This is a genomic window from Pseudomonas sp. TE4620, from assembly GCF_056279045.1.
The window spans coordinates 5,365,975-5,381,907 of the sequence record NZ_JBWBQO010000001.1; the positions used below are offsets into that span (position 1 = coordinate 5,365,975).

The 15,933-nt window shown below is 63.4% G+C and carries 15 protein-coding genes; 11 read left to right on the forward strand and 4 right to left on the reverse strand.

Going from position 1 to position 15,933, the window contains the following annotated elements; translation table 11 throughout:
• Positions 1-41 precede the first annotated feature (41 nt).
• Positions 42-953, forward strand: a complete 912-nt coding sequence (locus ACZ9A3_RS24925) for an SdiA-regulated domain-containing protein (RefSeq protein WP_195885432.1) — start codon at positions 42-44, stop codon at positions 951-953.
• A gap of 60 nt (positions 954-1,013) precedes the next feature.
• On the opposite strand, the gene rpiA is transcribed toward ACZ9A3_RS24925, so the two are convergent.
• Entirely contained in the window at positions 1,014-1,685 is a 672-nt protein-coding gene (gene rpiA, locus ACZ9A3_RS24930) for a ribose-5-phosphate isomerase RpiA (protein ID WP_010222132.1), read from the reverse strand.
• A gap of 136 nt (positions 1,686-1,821) precedes the next feature.
• Here rpiA and ilvA point away from each other — a divergent pair, with 136 nt between their 5' ends.
• On the forward strand, positions 1,822-3,336 hold the full coding sequence (ilvA, locus tag ACZ9A3_RS24935) for a threonine ammonia-lyase, biosynthetic (RefSeq protein WP_045201818.1): 1,515 nt from the start codon (positions 1,822-1,824) through the stop codon (positions 3,334-3,336).
• A 41-nt stretch (positions 3,337-3,377) separates the two neighbouring features.
• On the forward strand, positions 3,378-3,806 hold the full coding sequence (locus ACZ9A3_RS24940; RefSeq protein ID WP_093377338.1) for a DUF2269 family protein: 429 nt from the start codon (positions 3,378-3,380) through the stop codon (positions 3,804-3,806).
• Between the two features lie 46 nt (positions 3,807-3,852).
• Here the strand turns inward: ACZ9A3_RS24940 and ACZ9A3_RS24945 are convergent, their stop codons facing one another.
• The gene (locus tag ACZ9A3_RS24945) at positions 3,853-4,509 is read right to left on the reverse strand and encodes a histidinol-phosphatase (RefSeq protein WP_045201820.1); all 657 of its coding nucleotides are present in this window, start codon (positions 4,507-4,509) and stop codon (positions 3,853-3,855) included.
• Positions 4,510-4,649: 140 nt separating this feature from the next.
• Here ACZ9A3_RS24945 and ACZ9A3_RS24950 point away from each other — a divergent pair, with 140 nt between their 5' ends.
• Both ACZ9A3_RS24950 and ptsP read left to right on the forward strand, forming a co-directional pair.
• The gene (locus ACZ9A3_RS24950) at positions 4,650-5,129 is read left to right on the forward strand and encodes an RNA pyrophosphohydrolase (protein WP_010222140.1); all 480 of its coding nucleotides are present in this window, start codon (positions 4,650-4,652) and stop codon (positions 5,127-5,129) included.
• Between the two features lie 22 nt (positions 5,130-5,151).
• A complete protein-coding gene (gene ptsP, locus ACZ9A3_RS24955; protein WP_045201822.1) occupies positions 5,152-7,431 on the forward strand; it encodes a phosphoenolpyruvate--protein phosphotransferase in 2,280 nt (759 codons plus the stop codon).
• 48 nt (positions 7,432-7,479) lie between these two features.
• Here ptsP and ACZ9A3_RS24960 read toward each other — a convergent pair whose 3' ends face one another.
• Positions 7,480-8,226 (reverse strand): NRDE family protein, encoded by a 747-nt coding sequence (locus tag ACZ9A3_RS24960; RefSeq protein WP_476253226.1) that lies wholly within the window; start codon positions 8,224-8,226, stop codon positions 7,480-7,482.
• A gap of 129 nt (positions 8,227-8,355) precedes the next feature.
• Here ACZ9A3_RS24960 and ACZ9A3_RS24965 point away from each other — a divergent pair, with 129 nt between their 5' ends.
• From ACZ9A3_RS24965 to ACZ9A3_RS24975, 3 genes are read left to right on the forward strand one after another with little or no spacing between them, the layout of a single operon-like run.
• Positions 8,356-9,138 carry a sulfite exporter TauE/SafE family protein gene (locus tag ACZ9A3_RS24965; RefSeq protein WP_045201826.1) on the forward strand — a complete coding sequence of 261 codons (783 nt, stop codon included), beginning with the start codon at positions 8,356-8,358 and terminating at the stop codon, positions 9,136-9,138.
• 14 nt (positions 9,139-9,152) lie between these two features.
• Positions 9,153-9,962, forward strand: coding sequence for a prolipoprotein diacylglyceryl transferase (gene lgt, locus ACZ9A3_RS24970; RefSeq protein WP_045201832.1), 810 nt, complete (start codon positions 9,153-9,155; stop codon positions 9,960-9,962).
• A 47-nt stretch (positions 9,963-10,009) separates the two neighbouring features.
• Positions 10,010-10,981, forward strand: coding sequence for a thymidylate synthase (locus ACZ9A3_RS24975; protein ID WP_045201834.1), 972 nt, complete (start codon positions 10,010-10,012; stop codon positions 10,979-10,981).
• 99 nt (positions 10,982-11,080) lie between these two features.
• On the opposite strand, the gene cadR is transcribed toward ACZ9A3_RS24975, so the two are convergent.
• Entirely contained in the window at positions 11,081-11,524 is a 444-nt protein-coding gene (gene cadR, locus ACZ9A3_RS24980) for a Cd(II)/Pb(II)-responsive transcriptional regulator (protein ID WP_038997693.1), read from the reverse strand.
• A gap of 82 nt (positions 11,525-11,606) precedes the next feature.
• Between cadR and ACZ9A3_RS24985 the strand changes: the two genes are divergently transcribed.
• From ACZ9A3_RS24985 to ACZ9A3_RS24995, 3 genes are all read left to right on the forward strand, one after another.
• Complete coding sequence (locus tag ACZ9A3_RS24985; RefSeq protein WP_476253227.1) at positions 11,607-13,868, forward strand: heavy metal translocating P-type ATPase; 2,262 nt, start codon at positions 11,607-11,609, stop codon at positions 13,866-13,868.
• Positions 13,869-13,875: 7 nt separating this feature from the next.
• Positions 13,876-14,745, forward strand: coding sequence for a LysR family transcriptional regulator (locus ACZ9A3_RS24990; protein WP_476253228.1), 870 nt, complete (start codon positions 13,876-13,878; stop codon positions 14,743-14,745).
• A gap of 122 nt (positions 14,746-14,867) precedes the next feature.
• Entirely contained in the window at positions 14,868-15,932 is a 1,065-nt protein-coding gene (locus ACZ9A3_RS24995) for a putative 2-aminoethylphosphonate ABC transporter ATP-binding protein (protein ID WP_045201841.1), read from the forward strand.
• Position 15,933 lies beyond the last annotated feature (1 nt).

Genomic DNA, 15,933 nt, shown 5'->3' on the forward strand with positions numbered 1-15,933 from the left:
GTGTGGGAAGATTCAGGCTGTCACCCAAAGAGTCCACCTGAATGCGTCGCTACATCCGCCTGCCGCTGATTTTTCTGGTTGCGAGCCTTCTCGCCTTGCTCCTGGTCGCCGTTGCCGGGCAGCAATACCGTTTGTTCGAGCGCGGCTGGTTCAACCTCAAGACCTGGTGGCAGCCGTTCGAGCAGAGCATCGGCCTGGATCAATACCAGGTGGTGCTTGAGGCGCAACCTATCGAAGGCCTGGACGACGATATCTCGGCGCTGACCTTCGACCCTGACCGCAACAGCCTGTTCACCGTGACCAACAAGCGTTCCGAGCTGATCGAGCTGTCGCTGGACGGGCGTATCCTGAGGCGCGTGCCGTTGACCGGCTTTGGTGATCCGGAGGCGGTGGAGTACGTCGGCGCCAACAGCTACGTGATTACCGATGAGCGCGAGCAGCGCCTGATTCGCGTGCGCCTGACCGACAACACGCCGTTTCTCGACGCCAAGGATGCCGAACAGCTGACCCTGGGCATTGGCCTCAATGGCAACAAAGGCTTTGAGGGCCTGGCCTACGACTCGGCCGGCAAGCGTCTGTTCGTCGCCAAGGAGCGCGACCCGATGCTGATCTACGAGGTGCATGGCTTCCCCCACGACAACCCCGAGCAGCCGTATGCAGTGCATGTGGTACAGGACCAGAAGCGTGATTCGCGGTTGTTTGTGCGTGATCTGTCGAGCTTGCAGTTCGATGAGCGCAGCGGCCACTTGCTGGCGCTGTCGGATGAGTCGCAACTGGTGCTGGAGCTGGATGTGCAGGGCAAGCCGTTGAGCACCTTGTCACTGCGCAAGGGTTTTCAGGGCTTGAACAAGAGTGTGCCGCAGGCCGAAGGCATCGCCATGGACGATGCCGGGACCATTTACCTGGTCAGCGAGCCGAACCTGTTTTACGTGTTCAAGAAGCCGACCGAGTAGGCATTATCGCGGGGCAAGCCCGCTCCTACATTGTAGGAGCGGGCTTGCCCCGCGATGCTATCAGGCCTTGAGGCTCTTGACCCCTTCCGAAGTCCCCAGCAACAGCAGATCCGCCGGGCGCGCCGCGAACAGGCCGTTGGTGACCACGCCGACAATCGCGTTGATCTGGCTTTCCAGCTCGACCGGGTTGGTGATCTGCAGGTTGTGCACATCGAGAATGATGTTGCCGTTATCGGTCAGCACACCCTCGCGGTACACCGGGTCGCCGCCAAGCTTGACCAGCTGGCGGGCCACATGGCTGCGGGCCATGGGGATGACTTCGACCGGCAGCGGGAAGGCGCCCAGCACCGGTACCAGCTTGCTGGCGTCGGCGATGCAGATGAAGGTCTTGGCCACGGCGGCAACGATCTTCTCGCGGGTCAGGGCCGCGCCACCACCTTTGATCAGGTTCAGGTGCTCGTCACTTTCGTCGGCGCCGTCGACGTAGAACTCCAGGTCACTGACAGTGTTCAGCTCGTACACCGGAATGCCATGACCCTTCAGGCGTGCCGCGGTCGCTTCGGAGCTGGCGACCGCGCCGTCGAAGGCGGTCTTGTGCTTGGCCAGGGCGTCAATGAAGCAGTTGGCGGTCGAGCCGGTGCCGACGCCGACGATGCTCTTGTCGTCGAGCTTGGGCAGAATGAAATCGACAGCGGCCTGGGCGACAGCCTGTTTGAGTTGGTCCTGGGTCATGCGGGCTCCGAAGCGGGGAGGAGTATCGTGAAGGCGCGTAGTATAGCGGCTAAAACCCCTGCCTTGCTGTGGTCGCCCGACAGGGCGCTGGGGTAGACTCGCAAACCCCGCCCAACCGCTCAGTGATGCTTTCCCGATGCTCGAACAGTACGTCAAGAAGATCCTCACCTCGCGCGTTTACGACGTCGCCGTCGAAACTCCGTTGCAGACCGCCGGCCAGCTGAGCAAGCGTCTGGGCAACAACATCCTGCTCAAGCGTGAAGACTTGCAGCCGGTGTTCTCGTTCAAGATTCGCGGTGCCTATAACAAGCTGGCCCAGCTCAGCGCCGAGGAACTGGCCCGTGGCGTGGTCACCGCATCGGCTGGCAACCACGCCCAGGGCGTGGCCCTGGCGGCCCGTGAGCTGGGGATCAAGGCCACCATCGTGATGCCCAAGACCACCCCCGAGATCAAGATCGAAGGCGTGCGTTCGCGCGGCGGCAAGGTGGTGCTGCACGGTGACTCGTTCCCGGAAGCGCTGGCTTATTCGCTGAAGCTGGTGGACGAGAAGGGTTATGTCTACATCCACCCCTATGACGATCCGCACACCATCGCCGGGCAGGGCACCGTGGCCATGGAGATCCTTCGTCAGCACCCGGGTCAGCTGGACGCGATCTTCGTCCCGGTCGGTGGTGGCGGCCTGATCGCCGGCATCGCCGCCTACGTGAAGTACCTGCGCCCGGAAATCAAAGTGATCGGCGTCGAGCCGGACGACTCCAACTGCCTGCAGGCCGCCATGGCTGCGGGTGAACGCGTGGTATTGCCGCAGGTCGGGCTGTTTGCCGATGGCGTGGCGGTGGCGCAGATCGGCCAGCACACCTTCGACATCTGCAAGGACTACGTCGACGCGGTGATTACCGTCAGTACCGACGAGATCTGCGCAGCCATCAAGGATATCTACGACGATACCCGCTCGATCACCGAGCCTGCCGGGGCTCTGGGTGTTGCCGGGATCAAGAAGTACGTCGAACTCAATGGCGTGGCCGGCCAGACCCTGGTGGCCATCGACTCCGGCGCCAACGTCAACTTCGACCGCTTGCGCCATGTTGCCGAGCGCGCCGAGCTGGGCGAGGGCCGCGAAGCCATCATCGCCGTGACCATCCCCGAGCAGCCGGGCAGCTTCAAGGCCTTCTGCGAGGCGGTGGGCAAGCGCCAGATCACCGAATTCAACTACCGCTACCATGCCGACGGCGAAGCACACATCTTTGTCGGCGTGCAGACCCATCCGGATACCGACCCGCGTAGCGCGCTGATCCAGAGCCTGACCGAGCAAGGCTTCCCGGTGCTCGACCTGACCGACAACGAGCTGGCCAAGCTGCATATCCGCCACATGGTCGGCGGCCATGCGGCGCGGGTCAGCGACGAGCTGGTGCTGCGTTTCGAGTTCCCGGAGCGTCCGGGGGCGCTGTTCAACTTCCTCAACAAGCTCGGCGGGCGCTGGAACATCTCGATGTTCCACTATCGCAACCATGGCGCGGCCGATGGTCGCGTGGTCGCCGGCCTGCAGGTACCGGATGATGAGCGCCACCTGGTGCCGGCGGCGCTGGCCAAGATTGGCTACCCGTACTGGGACGAAACCGATAACCCGGCGTACCGGCTGTTCCTGGGCTGAGCGTCTACGCTGTTGGGCAACGCCTGAGGAAGAAATAAGAAATGGAACTGCTGACTACCCTGAAAATCGCCCACATCCTGGCCACCGTGTTGCTGCTGGGCAGCGCCCTGGGGCTGGCGATCTGGACCTTTATCGCGCGCCGCAAGGGCGATGCCAGTGCCCACACCCGGCTGATGGCCCGGCCGCTGGTGTTTGTCTGGCTGTTGATGGGCATCTGCCTGGTGAGCATGCCCTTTACCGGCTGGTGGCTGGTGCACCTGATCGGCTGGCCGCTGGGCCAGACCTGGGTGCTGGGGTCCAGCGTGATCTACACCTTCGCAGCGTTCAGCTGGTTCTGGCTGCTGGCGCGGGTCAACCGCCTGCGCACGGCGCCGACTGTGGGCAACCCGAAATTCACCCTGGCGCTGGCGGTGTTCAGCGGTGTCTGTTTTATCGCCATCGCCGGGCTGATGGGTGCCAAGCCGGTCTGATCATGCGGGCTTCGGTGGGAGCGAGCAGTCGCTCCCATAGCGGCGATCAATCGCGCAGGCTGATCACCGGCCAACCGCGCTTTTCAGCTTCGGCGCGCAGGTTCGGGTCCGGATCGACGGCGACCGGGTTGGCCACCTTCTCCAGCAGCGGCAGGTCGTTCATCGAGTCGCTGTAGAAGTAGCTGTCGTCCAGGCTGTAGCCGTTTTCCAGCAACCAGCGGTTCAGACGCGTCACTTTGCCTTCACGGAAGCAGGGTATATCGGTACTGCGCCCGCTGAAACGGCCGTCGAGCATTTCGCATTCGGTCGCCAGCAGGGTCTGTACGCCCAGGCGCTTGGCGATCGGGCCGGTGATGAAACGGTTGGTGGCGGTGATGATCACCAGTTTGTCGCCGGCATCCTGGTGCTTTTTCAGCAGGGCCAGGGCCTTGGGCAGGATGATCGGCTCGACGCAGTCGCGCATGAAGTCGCGATGCCATTCGTCGAGTTGCGCCATTTCCGTGGTCGCGAGGATTTCCAGGCTGAAGTTCAGGTAGGCGTTCAGGTCCAGCTTGCCGGCCAGATAGTCCTGATAGAAGGCGTCGTTGCGGTTCTGGTACTCGACCGGGTCGAGAATGCCGCGTTCGCACAGGTAGTCACCCCAGGCGTGGTCGCTGTCGCCACCAAGGAGCGTGTTGTCCAGATCGAATAAAGCCAGGCGCATTTAAGTCACTCGCATAACATCTGAAAAGTCCCACAGAATACGGACTTTTCACATCGGTGCACATAAGGTAAACAGGCGCGTTGCTGGCCTTGTGACCTTTGTGGAACAATGCCGTGACATGCGTTTGCGAGGTTGCTGCCGTGATCGACCCCGATGGTTTTCGCCCCAATGTCGGGATCATTCTGACGAATGATCTTGGGCAGGTGCTATGGGCTCGACGGATCAACCAGGATGCCTGGCAGTTTCCCCAGGGAGGTATCAACCCCGAGGAAACGCCGGAAGATGCCCTGTACCGCGAGCTGAACGAAGAAGTGGGGCTGGAGCGAGATGATGTTGAAATTCTTGCCTGCACCCGCGGCTGGTTGCGTTATCGTTTACCCCAACGCCTGGTCCGTACCCACAGCCAACCGCTGTGCATCGGCCAGAAACAGAAATGGTTCCTGCTGCGCCTGGTCTCCAACGAGCAACGGGTGCGGATGGACTTGACCGGTAAACCGGAGTTCGACGGCTGGCGCTGGGTCAGCTATTGGTATCCGCTGGGCCAGGTGGTGACATTCAAGCGCGAGGTTTACCGCCGCGCTCTCAAAGAGCTTGCCCCGCGCCTGCTGGCGCGCGACTGACGACGGAGTTCGACCCCGAGCCATGCTCAATACGCTGCGCAAGATCGTCCAGGAAGTTAACTCCGCCAAGGATCTCAAGACGGCGTTGGGGATCATTGTATTGCGCGTAAAAGAGGCCATGGGCAGTCAGGTCTGCTCCGTCTACCTGCTCGACCCCGAGACCAACCGCTTCGTGCTGATGGCCACCGAGGGCCTGAACAAGCGCTCGATCGGCAAGGTCAGCATGGCCCCCAACGAGGGCCTGGTGGGCCTGGTCGGCACGCGCGAAGAGCCGCTGAACCTGGAAAACGCCGCCGACCACCCGCGTTATCGCTACTTTGCTGAAACCGGCGAGGAGCGCTTTGCTTCCTTTCTCGGTGCGCCGATCATCCACCACCGTCGCGTGGTCGGGGTGTTGGTCATCCAGCAAAAGGAGCGGCGCCAGTTCGACGAGGGCGAAGAAGCCTTCCTGGTGACCATGAGCGCGCAGCTGGCCGGGGTTATCGCCCATGCCGAGGCCACCGGTTCGATCCGTGGCCTGGGCCGTCAGGGCAAGGGTATCCAGGAGGCCAAGTTCGTCGGTGTGCCCGGTTCACCCGGCGCTGCGGTGGGCAAGGCGGTGGTCATGTTGCCACCGGCCGACCTCGATGTGGTGCCGGACAAGACCGTTGATGACATCGACGCCGAACTGAAACTGTTCAACAACGCCCTGGAAGGGGTGCGCGAAGACATGCGCAACCTCTCCGCCAAACTCGCCACCCAGTTGCGCCCGGAAGAGCGCGCGCTGTTCGACGTCTACCTGATGATGCTCGAAGACGCGGCCCTGGGCGGTGAAGTGGTGCAGGTGATCAAGACCGGCCAATGGGCCCAGGGCGCGCTGCGCCAGGTGGTCGGCGAGCACGTCAATCGCTTCGAACTGATGGACGACGCCTACCTGCGCGAGAGGGCTTCGGACGTGAAGGATCTGGGCCGGCGACTGCTGGCCTACCTGCAGGAGGCCCGTCAGCTGTCGTTGGTCTATCCCGACAACACCATTCTCATCAGCGAAGAACTCACCCCGGCGATGCTCGGCGAAGTGCCGGAAGGCAAACTCGTCGGCCTGGTCTCGGTACTGGGCTCGGGCAACTCCCACGTTGCCATCCTGGCCCGGGCCATGGGCATTCCGACCGTCATGGGCCTGGTCGACCTGCCGTATTCCAAGGTCGACGGCATCGACATGATCGTCGATGGCTACAAGGGCGAGGTCTACACCAACCCCAGCGAAGTGCTGCGCAAGCAGTACGCCGAAGTCGTTGAAGAAGAACGCCAGCTGGCCCAGGGCCTTGACGCCCTGCGCGAACTGCCTTGCGTGACCCTCGATGGCCACCGCATGCCGCTGTGGGTCAACACCGGGCTGCTTGCCGATGTCGCTCGCGCCCAGCAGCGTGGCGCCGAAGGCGTCGGCCTGTACCGCACCGAAGTGCCGTTCATGATCAACCAGCGCTTCCCCAGTGAGAAGGAGCAGCTGGCGATCTATCGCGAGCAACTGGCGGCCTTCCACCCGCTGCCGGTGACCATGCGCAGCCTGGATATCGGCGGCGACAAGGCGCTGTCGTACTTCCCGATCAAGGAAGACAACCCGTTCCTCGGCTGGCGCGGTATTCGCGTCACCCTCGACCACCCGGAAATCTTCCTGGTGCAGACCCGCGCCATGCTCAAGGCCAGTGAAGGCCTGAACAACCTGCGCATTCTGCTGCCGATGATTTCCGGTATTCACGAACTCGAAGAAGCCCTGCACCTGATCCACCGGGCCTGGGGCGAAGTGCGCGACGAAGGCACCGACGTGCCGATGCCGCCGGTGGGGGTGATGATCGAAATCCCTGCGGCGGTGTACCAGACCCGCGAGCTGGCGCGCCAGGTGGACTTCCTCTCGGTCGGCTCAAACGACCTGACCCAGTATTTGCTGGCGGTCGACCGCAACAACCCGCGCGTCGCCGACCTCTATGACTACCTGCATCCGGCGGTGCTCCAGGCCCTGCAGAACGTGGTGCGCGATGCCCACGCCGAAGGTAAGCCGGTGAGCATCTGCGGCGAGATGGCCGGTGACCCGGCGGCGGCGGTGCTGCTGATGGCCATGGGTTTCGACAGCCTGTCGATGAACGCTACCAACCTGCCCAAGGTGAAGTGGATGTTGCGTCAGGTCAGCATGAGCAAGTCCAAGGAACTGCTGGCCCAGGCCATGGGCATCGACAACCCGCAAGTTATCCACAGCTCGCTGCAGCTGGCCCTGAAGAACCTGGGCCTTGCGCGGATGATCGGGCCAGGAGTGGGCAAGCCTTTGTGAGGTTTGGGGGCTGCTTTGCAGCCCATCGCTGGCTTGCCAGCGATAGCGTCAGACCTGCAAACACACCTCCCCCAGATGCCCGCCAAGCGGCCCAAAACTGCGCTCCACTAAATGTCGCCGGCCATCGGCCTCGACAATCAGCACGGTACTGGCCCGCGTCCCGTAGTTCTGGCTGGCAATAAACACGCTCGACAATAACCGCTCGGTACCCAGGCCGACGCCGGTCTCTGGCAGCTCGCTGTCTGCCGCCGGCAGGTTATCCCCAAGTAAGTCCAGCAAGCGCTGCGGCTGTGGATCGGCCAGTTGCAATTGCAAGCCCGCACGCGCCTTGACCAGCTTTGGCCAGGGCGTATCCAGGCCGGCGTTGGACAACCCGTAAACCCCGGCGCCCAGCAGCTGCGGCGTGGCTTGCCGGGCATTCAGGTAACCCAGTTGCGTGCTGTCGGCGACCAGCAGGTTGAACCCCGAATATTGCTGGCTGCGGCTGGCCACCTGATCCAGGTAAGCCTCAACCCCAAGCTCCCCGCGCAAAAACGCCGCCACCAGCTCGCCGCGCGAGCGCGTGCCCTGGGGTTGCTGCGGGTCGCGGATATTGGTCAGCGCGGCAAAGCGGCCGTTGGGGCCGACCCCCAGCCAGGTGCCGCCGGCTTCCAGGTCGCGCCCGGCGTAAACCCCGGGCGCATCTTCCCAGGCCCCCAGTACGCGGCTGGGGCGGGCGTAGAACTCATCACGGTTGGCCGCGACGATCAGCGGCTGGGCATGCCCAGGCCGCCAGGCAAAGGCGATCAGACACATAGGTGGACCTCTGTGTTTTTGCCCACTCTACCGATAGCGTCCGACGCGATCCATCGACTTAATGTGTCTTCACTAGAGCCGCAGGCCTACCTTCCGTTACCATGCCGGACTGAATTTACGGGGGCGACAATGGAATTCGTGCTCTATCTGGCGCTGGGCGCCTGCGCAGGCGTGCTGGCCGGGCTGTTTGGGGTTGGTGGCGGCATTATCATCGTGCCGGTGCTGGTGTTCAGTTTCACCCTGCAAGGCTTCGATGCGTCGGTGCTGACCCACCTGGCGGTGGGTACCTCGCTGGCGACCATTGTCTTCACCTCGGTCAATGCCATCCGCGAGCACCACCGCAAGGGCGCGGTGCAGTGGCCGATCTTTGTCTGGATGACCCTGGGGATCCTGGTCGGTGCGGGTATCGGTGCCAAGACCGCCTCGGCCATTCAGGGGCCAATGCTGCAAAAGATCATCGGCGTGTTCGCTCTGGTGATCGCCGCGCAGATGGCCCTCGACCTCAAGCCCAAGGCCAGCCGCGGCATCCCTGGCAAGCCCGGGCTGACCCTCGCCGGCAGCGTGATCGGCTGGGCCTCGGCGATCTTCGGCATTGGCGGCGGTTCGTTGACCGTGCCGTTCCTGACCTGGCGCAGCCTGCCGATGCAGCAGGCGGTGGCAACCTCGTCGGCCTGCGGCTTTCCGATTGCGGTGGCCAGCGCCCTGAGTTTCATCTGGCTCGGCTGGCACGACCCGCACCTGCCCGCCCATAGCCTGGGTTTTGTGTACCTGCCGGCGCTGCTGGGGATTGCCCTGACCAGCATGTTTTTCGCCCGCTTCGGCGCGCGCCTGGCACATAAACTGTCGCCACGCCTGCTCAAGCGGCTGTTCGCCGCGCTGCTGTTTTGCGTCGGTCTTAGCTTTTTGCTTTAACGAGAGGAGTCACCATGCTGCCTTATCCGCAGATAGATCCAGTAGCCCTTGACCTGAAATGGATCAAAATCCATTGGTACGGTCTGATGTACCTGGTCGGCATCGGCGGCGCCTGGCTGCTGGCCTCGCGTCGCCTGAACCGCTTCGACCCGACCTGGAGCCGCGAAAAACTCTCGGACCTGGTGTTCTGGCTGTCCATGGGCGTAATTGTCGGCGGGCGGTTGGGCTACGTGCTGTTTTATGACCTGCACGCCTACCTGGCCAACCCGACCTTGATCCTCGAAGTGTGGAAGGGCGGCATGTCGTTCCACGGCGGCTTTATCGGCGTGATGCTCGCCGCCTTGTGGTTCGGCAAGCGCAACAACAAGTCGTTCTTCGAGCTGATGGACTTCGTTGCGCCACTGGTACCGATCGGCCTTGGTGCGGGGCGTATCGGCAACTTCATCAACGCCGAGTTGTGGGGCAAGGCCACTGATGTGCCGTGGGCGATGGTCTTCCCGCCGTTCAGCGACCCGGCGCAGTTGCCGCGTCACCCGTCGCAGCTGTACCAGTTCGCCCTGGAAGGTGTGGCATTATTCCTGATCCTTTGGCTGTACTCGCGCAAACCGCGCCCGACCATGGCCGTTTCCGGCATGTTCGCGCTGTTCTACGGTATTTTCCGTTTCATCGTAGAGTTCGTGCGGGTACCCGATGCCCAGCTTGGCTACATCGCCTTCGGCTGGTTGACCATGGGTCAGTTGCTCTGCGTGCCGATGATTGTCGGTGGCATCTTCCTGATCTGGTGGGCCTACAACCGCAAACCCACGGTCAAGGCCGCCGTTTGAATTTCCACGGCAGGGCGATCCCCTGCCGTCTTTGCTACAGGTAAGCCATGAAACAGTATCTAGATCTGGTCCGCGACGTCATCGAAAACGGCACCCTTCAAGGTAACCGTACCGGTATCCGCACCATCAGCCTGCCTGGCGCCATGCTGCGCTTCGACCTGCAGAAGGGCTTCCCGGCCATCACCACCCGCAAGCTGGCGTTCAAGTCGGCCATCGGCGAGATGGTCGGCTTCCTGCGTGGCGTGAAGAACGCCGGCGAGTTCCGTGAGCTGGGCTGCAAGGTCTGGGATCAGAACGCCAACGAAAACGCCCAGTGGCTGGCCAACCCGTTTCGCCAGGGCCATGACGACCTCGGCGAGATCTACGGCGTGCAATGGCGCCAGTGGCCGGCCTACAAGCGCATCCCGCTGAGCAACCCGGCGGCCATCGAACTGGCCAAGAGCCAGGGCTTCCAGCAGATCGCCCAGGCCGAGGAAGACGGCGAAGCCTTCGTGGTGCTGTACAAGGCCATCGACCAGATCCGCCAGTGCATCGACACCATCCACAACGACCCGGGCAGCCGGCGCATCCTGTTCCACGGCTGGAACTGCGCCCAGCTCGACGAAATGGCCCTGCCGCCGTGCCACCTGCTGTACCAGTTCCACCCGAATGTCGAGACCAGGGAAATTTCCCTGACCCTCTACATCCGCTCCAACGACCTGGGCCTGGGCACGCCGTTCAACCTCACCGAAGGCGCCGCACTGCTGTCGCTGATGGGCCGCCTGACCGGCTACACGCCGCGCTGGTTCACCTATTTCATCGGTGATGCGCATGTCTACGAAAACCACCTGGACATGCTGGGCGAACAGCTCAAGCGCGAGCCGCTGGCTGCGCCGAAGCTGGTGATCAGTGATCGCGTGCCGGAATTCGCCAAGACTGGCGTGTACGAGCCAGAGTGGCTAGAGAAGATCGAACCGAGCGACTTCAGCCTCGAAGGCTACGAGCACCACGCGCCAATGACGGCGCCGATGGCGGTCTGATCCTGTAGGAGCGGGCTTGACCCGCGATGCGATGTGATTGACAGACCGCATCGCGGGTCAAGTCGGGTCGCCGCACCGCCGCTCCTACAGGTACCTTAATCAGTGCCCGTGGCTTCTGCCCACATGTGAATGCTCCGCCTCTGGCGCCGTTACTGCGCCATTGACCTCAAGATGCTGCAGGATCGAGCACTGGACCTCCTTGGGATGGCAGTGCTGACGCAGTTCCAGCAGTTGCGCCTGCAGTGCCTGCAGCCCATCGATGCGTGCCTTGACGTGCTGGATGTGCTCGTCGATCAACGCATTGACGCTTTCGCACTGGTCATCCGGGCTGTCGCGCAGGCGCAGCAGGCTGCGGATTTCTTCCAGGGTCATGTCGAGGGTGCGGCAGTTACGGATGAAGGTCAGGCGCTCGACGTGGGCCTGGGTGTACATCCGGTAGTTGCCTTCGCTGCGCGCCGGCTCCGGCAGCAGGTTTTCCCGCTCGTAGTAACGGATGGTTTCCACCGCGCAATCGGTGGCCTTGGCCAGTTCTCCGATCTTCATCTGCAAATACCTCGACAAGTGGCTTGACCCTATAGTGGCTACAGGGTGTTCACTTGGCAACAGGACATTTAAGGATGAACCCATGAATCAGCCTGTCAGCCACACCCCCGGTAAAGCTCCTCACGATCATGACCACAGCCATGATCACGCCAGGCATGAACATGCCGAGCACGCCCACAGCTGCTGTTCCCACGACGCCGCACCGGCGCTGGTGCAACTGAGCGAGGCGAGCAGCGCCGGTGCGCGCCTGAGCCGCTTTCGCATCGAGGCCATGGATTGCCCGACCGAACAGACCCTGATCCAGAACAAACTGGGCAAGCTGGCCGGGGTCGAGCAGCTGGAATTCAACCTGATCAACCGCATCCTCGGCGTGCGCCACACCCATGCCGACACTGTCGCCATCGAGCAGGCGGTCGCCTCGTTGGGTATGCAGGCCGACCCGTTGAGCGAGGCCAGCGAAGAAGCTGGCGCTGCGCCTGCGCCGGTGAAAAAACACTGGTGGCCGCTGGCGTTGGCCGGTGTTGCGGCACTGGGCGCCGAAGCAATCCACTTTGCCGAGCTAGCGCCGTCCTGGGTAGTGGCCCTGGTCGCCCTGGTGTCGATCCTCAGTTGCGGTCTGGGCACCTACAAAAAGGGCTGGATCGCCCTGAAGAACGGCAACCTCAACATCAACGCACTGATGAGCATCGCCGTGACCGGCGCGGTGCTGATCGGCCAGTGGCCGGAAGCGGCCATGGTCATGTTCCTCTTCACCGTCGCCGAGCTTATCGAAGCGCGCTCGCTGGACCGCGCGCGCAACGCCATCGGCGGTCTGATGCAGTTGAGCCCGGACCTTGCCACCGTGCAGCAAGCCGATGGCCAGTGGCGTGAGCTGGACGTCAAGCAGGTCGCCCTCGGTGATCTGGTGCGCGTGCGTCCCGGCGAACGCATCGGCCTGGACGGCGAGGTGGTCAGCGGCCAGTCGAGCATCGACCAGGCACCGATCACCGGCGAGAGCCTGCCGGTAGAGAAGGGCCCCGGTGACAAAGTGTTCGCCGGCACCATCAACCAGGCCGGGGCGTTGGAGTACCGGGTGACGGCGGCGGCCGGGCAATCGACCCTGGCGCGGATCATCAAGGCCGTGGAAGAAGCCCAGGGCGCGCGGGCGCCGACCCAGCGCTTCGTCGACCAGTTCTCGCGGATCTACACCCCGGCGGTGTTTGCCTTCGCCCTGGCGGTGGCGGTGATTCCGCCGCTGTTCATGGCTGGCGCCTGGTTCGACTGGATCTACCGCGCGCTGGTGTTGCTGGTGGTGGCCTGCCCCTGTGCCTTGGTGATTTCCACCCCGGTGACTATCGTCAGCGGCCTGGCCGCGGCGGCACGCAAAGGCATCCTGGTCAAGGGCGGGGTGTACCTGGAGGGCGGGCGCAAACTCGACTTCCTGGCCCTGGACAAAACCGGCACCATCACCCATGGCAAGCCGGTGCAAACCGACCATGAAGTGCTCGAACCGCTGTTCGAAGGCCGCGCCCAGGCGCTGGCGGCAAGCCTTGCCGATCGTTCCGACCACCCGGTATCCCGTGCCATTGCGGTGTTTGCCAATGAGCAGCGGTTGCCCCTGAGTGAAGTAACGGCCTTCGAAGCCCTGGCCGGTCGCGGTGTGCGTGGCGAGATCGACGGTGAGCTGTATCACCTCGGTAACCATCGCCTGGTCGAGGAGCTGGGCCTGTGCTCGGCACAGCTCGAAGCCCGGCTCGATACCCTGGAGCGGCAGGGCAAGACCGTTGTACTGCTGCTCGACAAGTCCGGCCCGCTGGCGCTGTTCGCCGTCGCCGACACGGTCAAGGACAGCAGCCGCGAGGCAATTGCCGAGCTGCATGAGCTCGGTATCAAGACTGTCATGCTGACCGGCGACAATCCGCACACGGCCCAGGCGATTGCCGCCCAGGTCGGGATCGACCAGGCCCATGGCAACCTGCTGCCGGCCGACAAGCTCAAGACCATCGAGGACCTGTACGCCCAGGGCTATCGGGTCGGCATGGTCGGCGACGGCATCAACGATGCGCCGGCACTGGCCCGCGCCGAGATCGGCTTTGCCATGGCCGCGGCCGGTACCGACACCGCCATCGAGACCGCCGACGTGGCATTGATGGATGATGACTTGCGCAAAATCCCGGCCTTCGTCAGGCTCTCGCGCCAGAGTGCGGCGATCCTGACTCAGAACATTGTTCTGGCGCTGGGGATCAAGGCGATCTTCCTGGCAGTCACCTTCGCCGGCATGGCAACCATGTGGATGGCGGTGTTTGCCGACATGGGCGTGAGTTTGCTGGTGGTCTTCAACGGCCTGCGCCTGCTGCGTAAATAGAGGATCTATGTTGAGTTCCGAGTTGAAAGCCTTCTACATGGTTGCCCGCCTGGGCAGCATTACCCTGGCGGCGAAGAAACTCGGGCTCAGCCAACCGACGGTAACCACGCAGATCCGCAACCTCGAAAGCCAGTACGCGGTGGAGCTGTTCTACCGTGGCGGTCGCCGCCTGACCCTCAGTGACGACGGCACGCGGCTGCTGCCGATGGTCAAGGCGCTGCTGCAGCAGGAAGCCGATATCGAGTTCTTCCTGCGCAACAGTGGCCAGGGTCAGGGCAGTTTGCGTATCGCTGCCACGGCGCCGTACTACATCCTCGACCTGGTGAAGATCTTCCGCGAGCGCTTGCCGCAGGTGGAGGTGTCGGTGGAGATCGGCAACTCCCAGCAGGTGCTGGAATTGCTCGAGGACTACCGGGTCGATCTGGCCGCCTCATCGCAACTGGTCGAGGATGCACGGCTGGTGCGGCGGGTGCTGGGTACCGATCCGCTGGTGGTGGCGGTGCATCGCAACCATGTGCTGGCCAGCCGCGGATCGCTGCCGCTGTCGGCGCTGGCCGGGCATTGCCTGCTGGTACGTGAGCAGGGCTCGACCACGCGCAAGCTGACCGAGCAGATGCTTGAAGCGGCGGGGGTGAAGGTCGGCTCGCTGCTGGAGATCGGCAGTCGCGAGTCGATTCGCGAGGCGGTGCTGCGCAATATCGGCATCAGCATCATTGCCCGCCATGAAGTGCCGCATAACCCCGAGCTGCGGGTGCTGAGCCTGGAGGGCGCGCCGCTGATGCATGAGTATCTGTATTGCTTGAAGGAGCGGCGCCAGGCGCGGTTGCCGGCGGCGTTTCTGGGGTTGGCTCAGGAAGTGGCGGCGGTAGAGGTGTAGGAGCGGGATTTGCATCACACCAAAATCTGCCTATACCACTATCGGCAACTTTTGCCTCTGCGCCACAGAACCTTCGCATTGTCCGCCTAGCATGGCCCTCATTCGTTCGATGAGGTCCTGCCATGAACACTCCGGTCGCAAACCCTGGCGCACAGATGAAAGTGCGCGGTATCCACAAGCGCTTCGGCGCCTTTACCGCCCTGCACGATGTTTCCCTCGACGTCGCCGCTGGTGAGCTGGTGTGCCTGCTGGGCCCCTCCGGCTGTGGCAAGACTACCCTGCTGCGCTGCATCGCCGGCCTCGAGCGCCAGGATCGCGGCACCCTGTACATCGGCGACCGTGATATCTCCGAGCTACCGCCCCAGGCCCGCGACTACGGCATACTGTTCCAGTCCTATGCGCTGTTCCCCAACCTGACCGTCGAAGCCAATATCGCTTACGGCCTGGCCGGCAGCGGTCGTGACGAAGTGCGCCAGCGGGTGGCGCAGATGCTTGAGCTGGTGGGCCTGAGCGGTAGCGAGAAGAAGTACCCCGGCCAGCTTTCCGGCGGCCAGCAACAGCGCGTGGCCCTGGCTCGAGCCCTGGCCCCGGCACCGTCGTTGCTGCTGCTCGACGAGCCGATGTCGGCCCTCGACGCCCGGGTGCGCGAACACCTGTGCAGCGAATTGCGCCAACTGCAACGCCAGCTCGGCATCACCACCCTGATGGTCACCCACAACCAGGACGAAGCCATGTTGATGGCCGACCGTATCGCGGTGATGAACAACGGCCAGGTCGAGCAGTACGCCACCCCGCAGGAAATCTACGACAAGCCGGCCACGCCGTTCGTTGCCGAGTTCGTTGGCCAGGGTAACTGGCTGCCGTTCCAGCGCCACAGCGACAGCCATGCCCAGGTCGGTGCGCTGAACATGCGCCTGGCCGATGGCGCCAGCCAGGCCCGCAGCGGTCGGCTGTTCTGCCGCCCGGAAGCGATCAGCGTCAACCCGCCGGTGCATGAAGAGAACCTGTTCCCGGCGCGGGTGCGCGAGATCACCTTCCTCGGCAATCGCTGCCGCATGAGTTTCGAATTCAATGAATTGCCAGGCCATGCCCTGCTTGCCGAAGTCGCCCCCGAGTCGATGCCGCGCCTGGGCTCGCAGGACATCTGGGTCGCCTTGCCGCCGCGCAGCCTGCAGGTGTTTGCCTGAG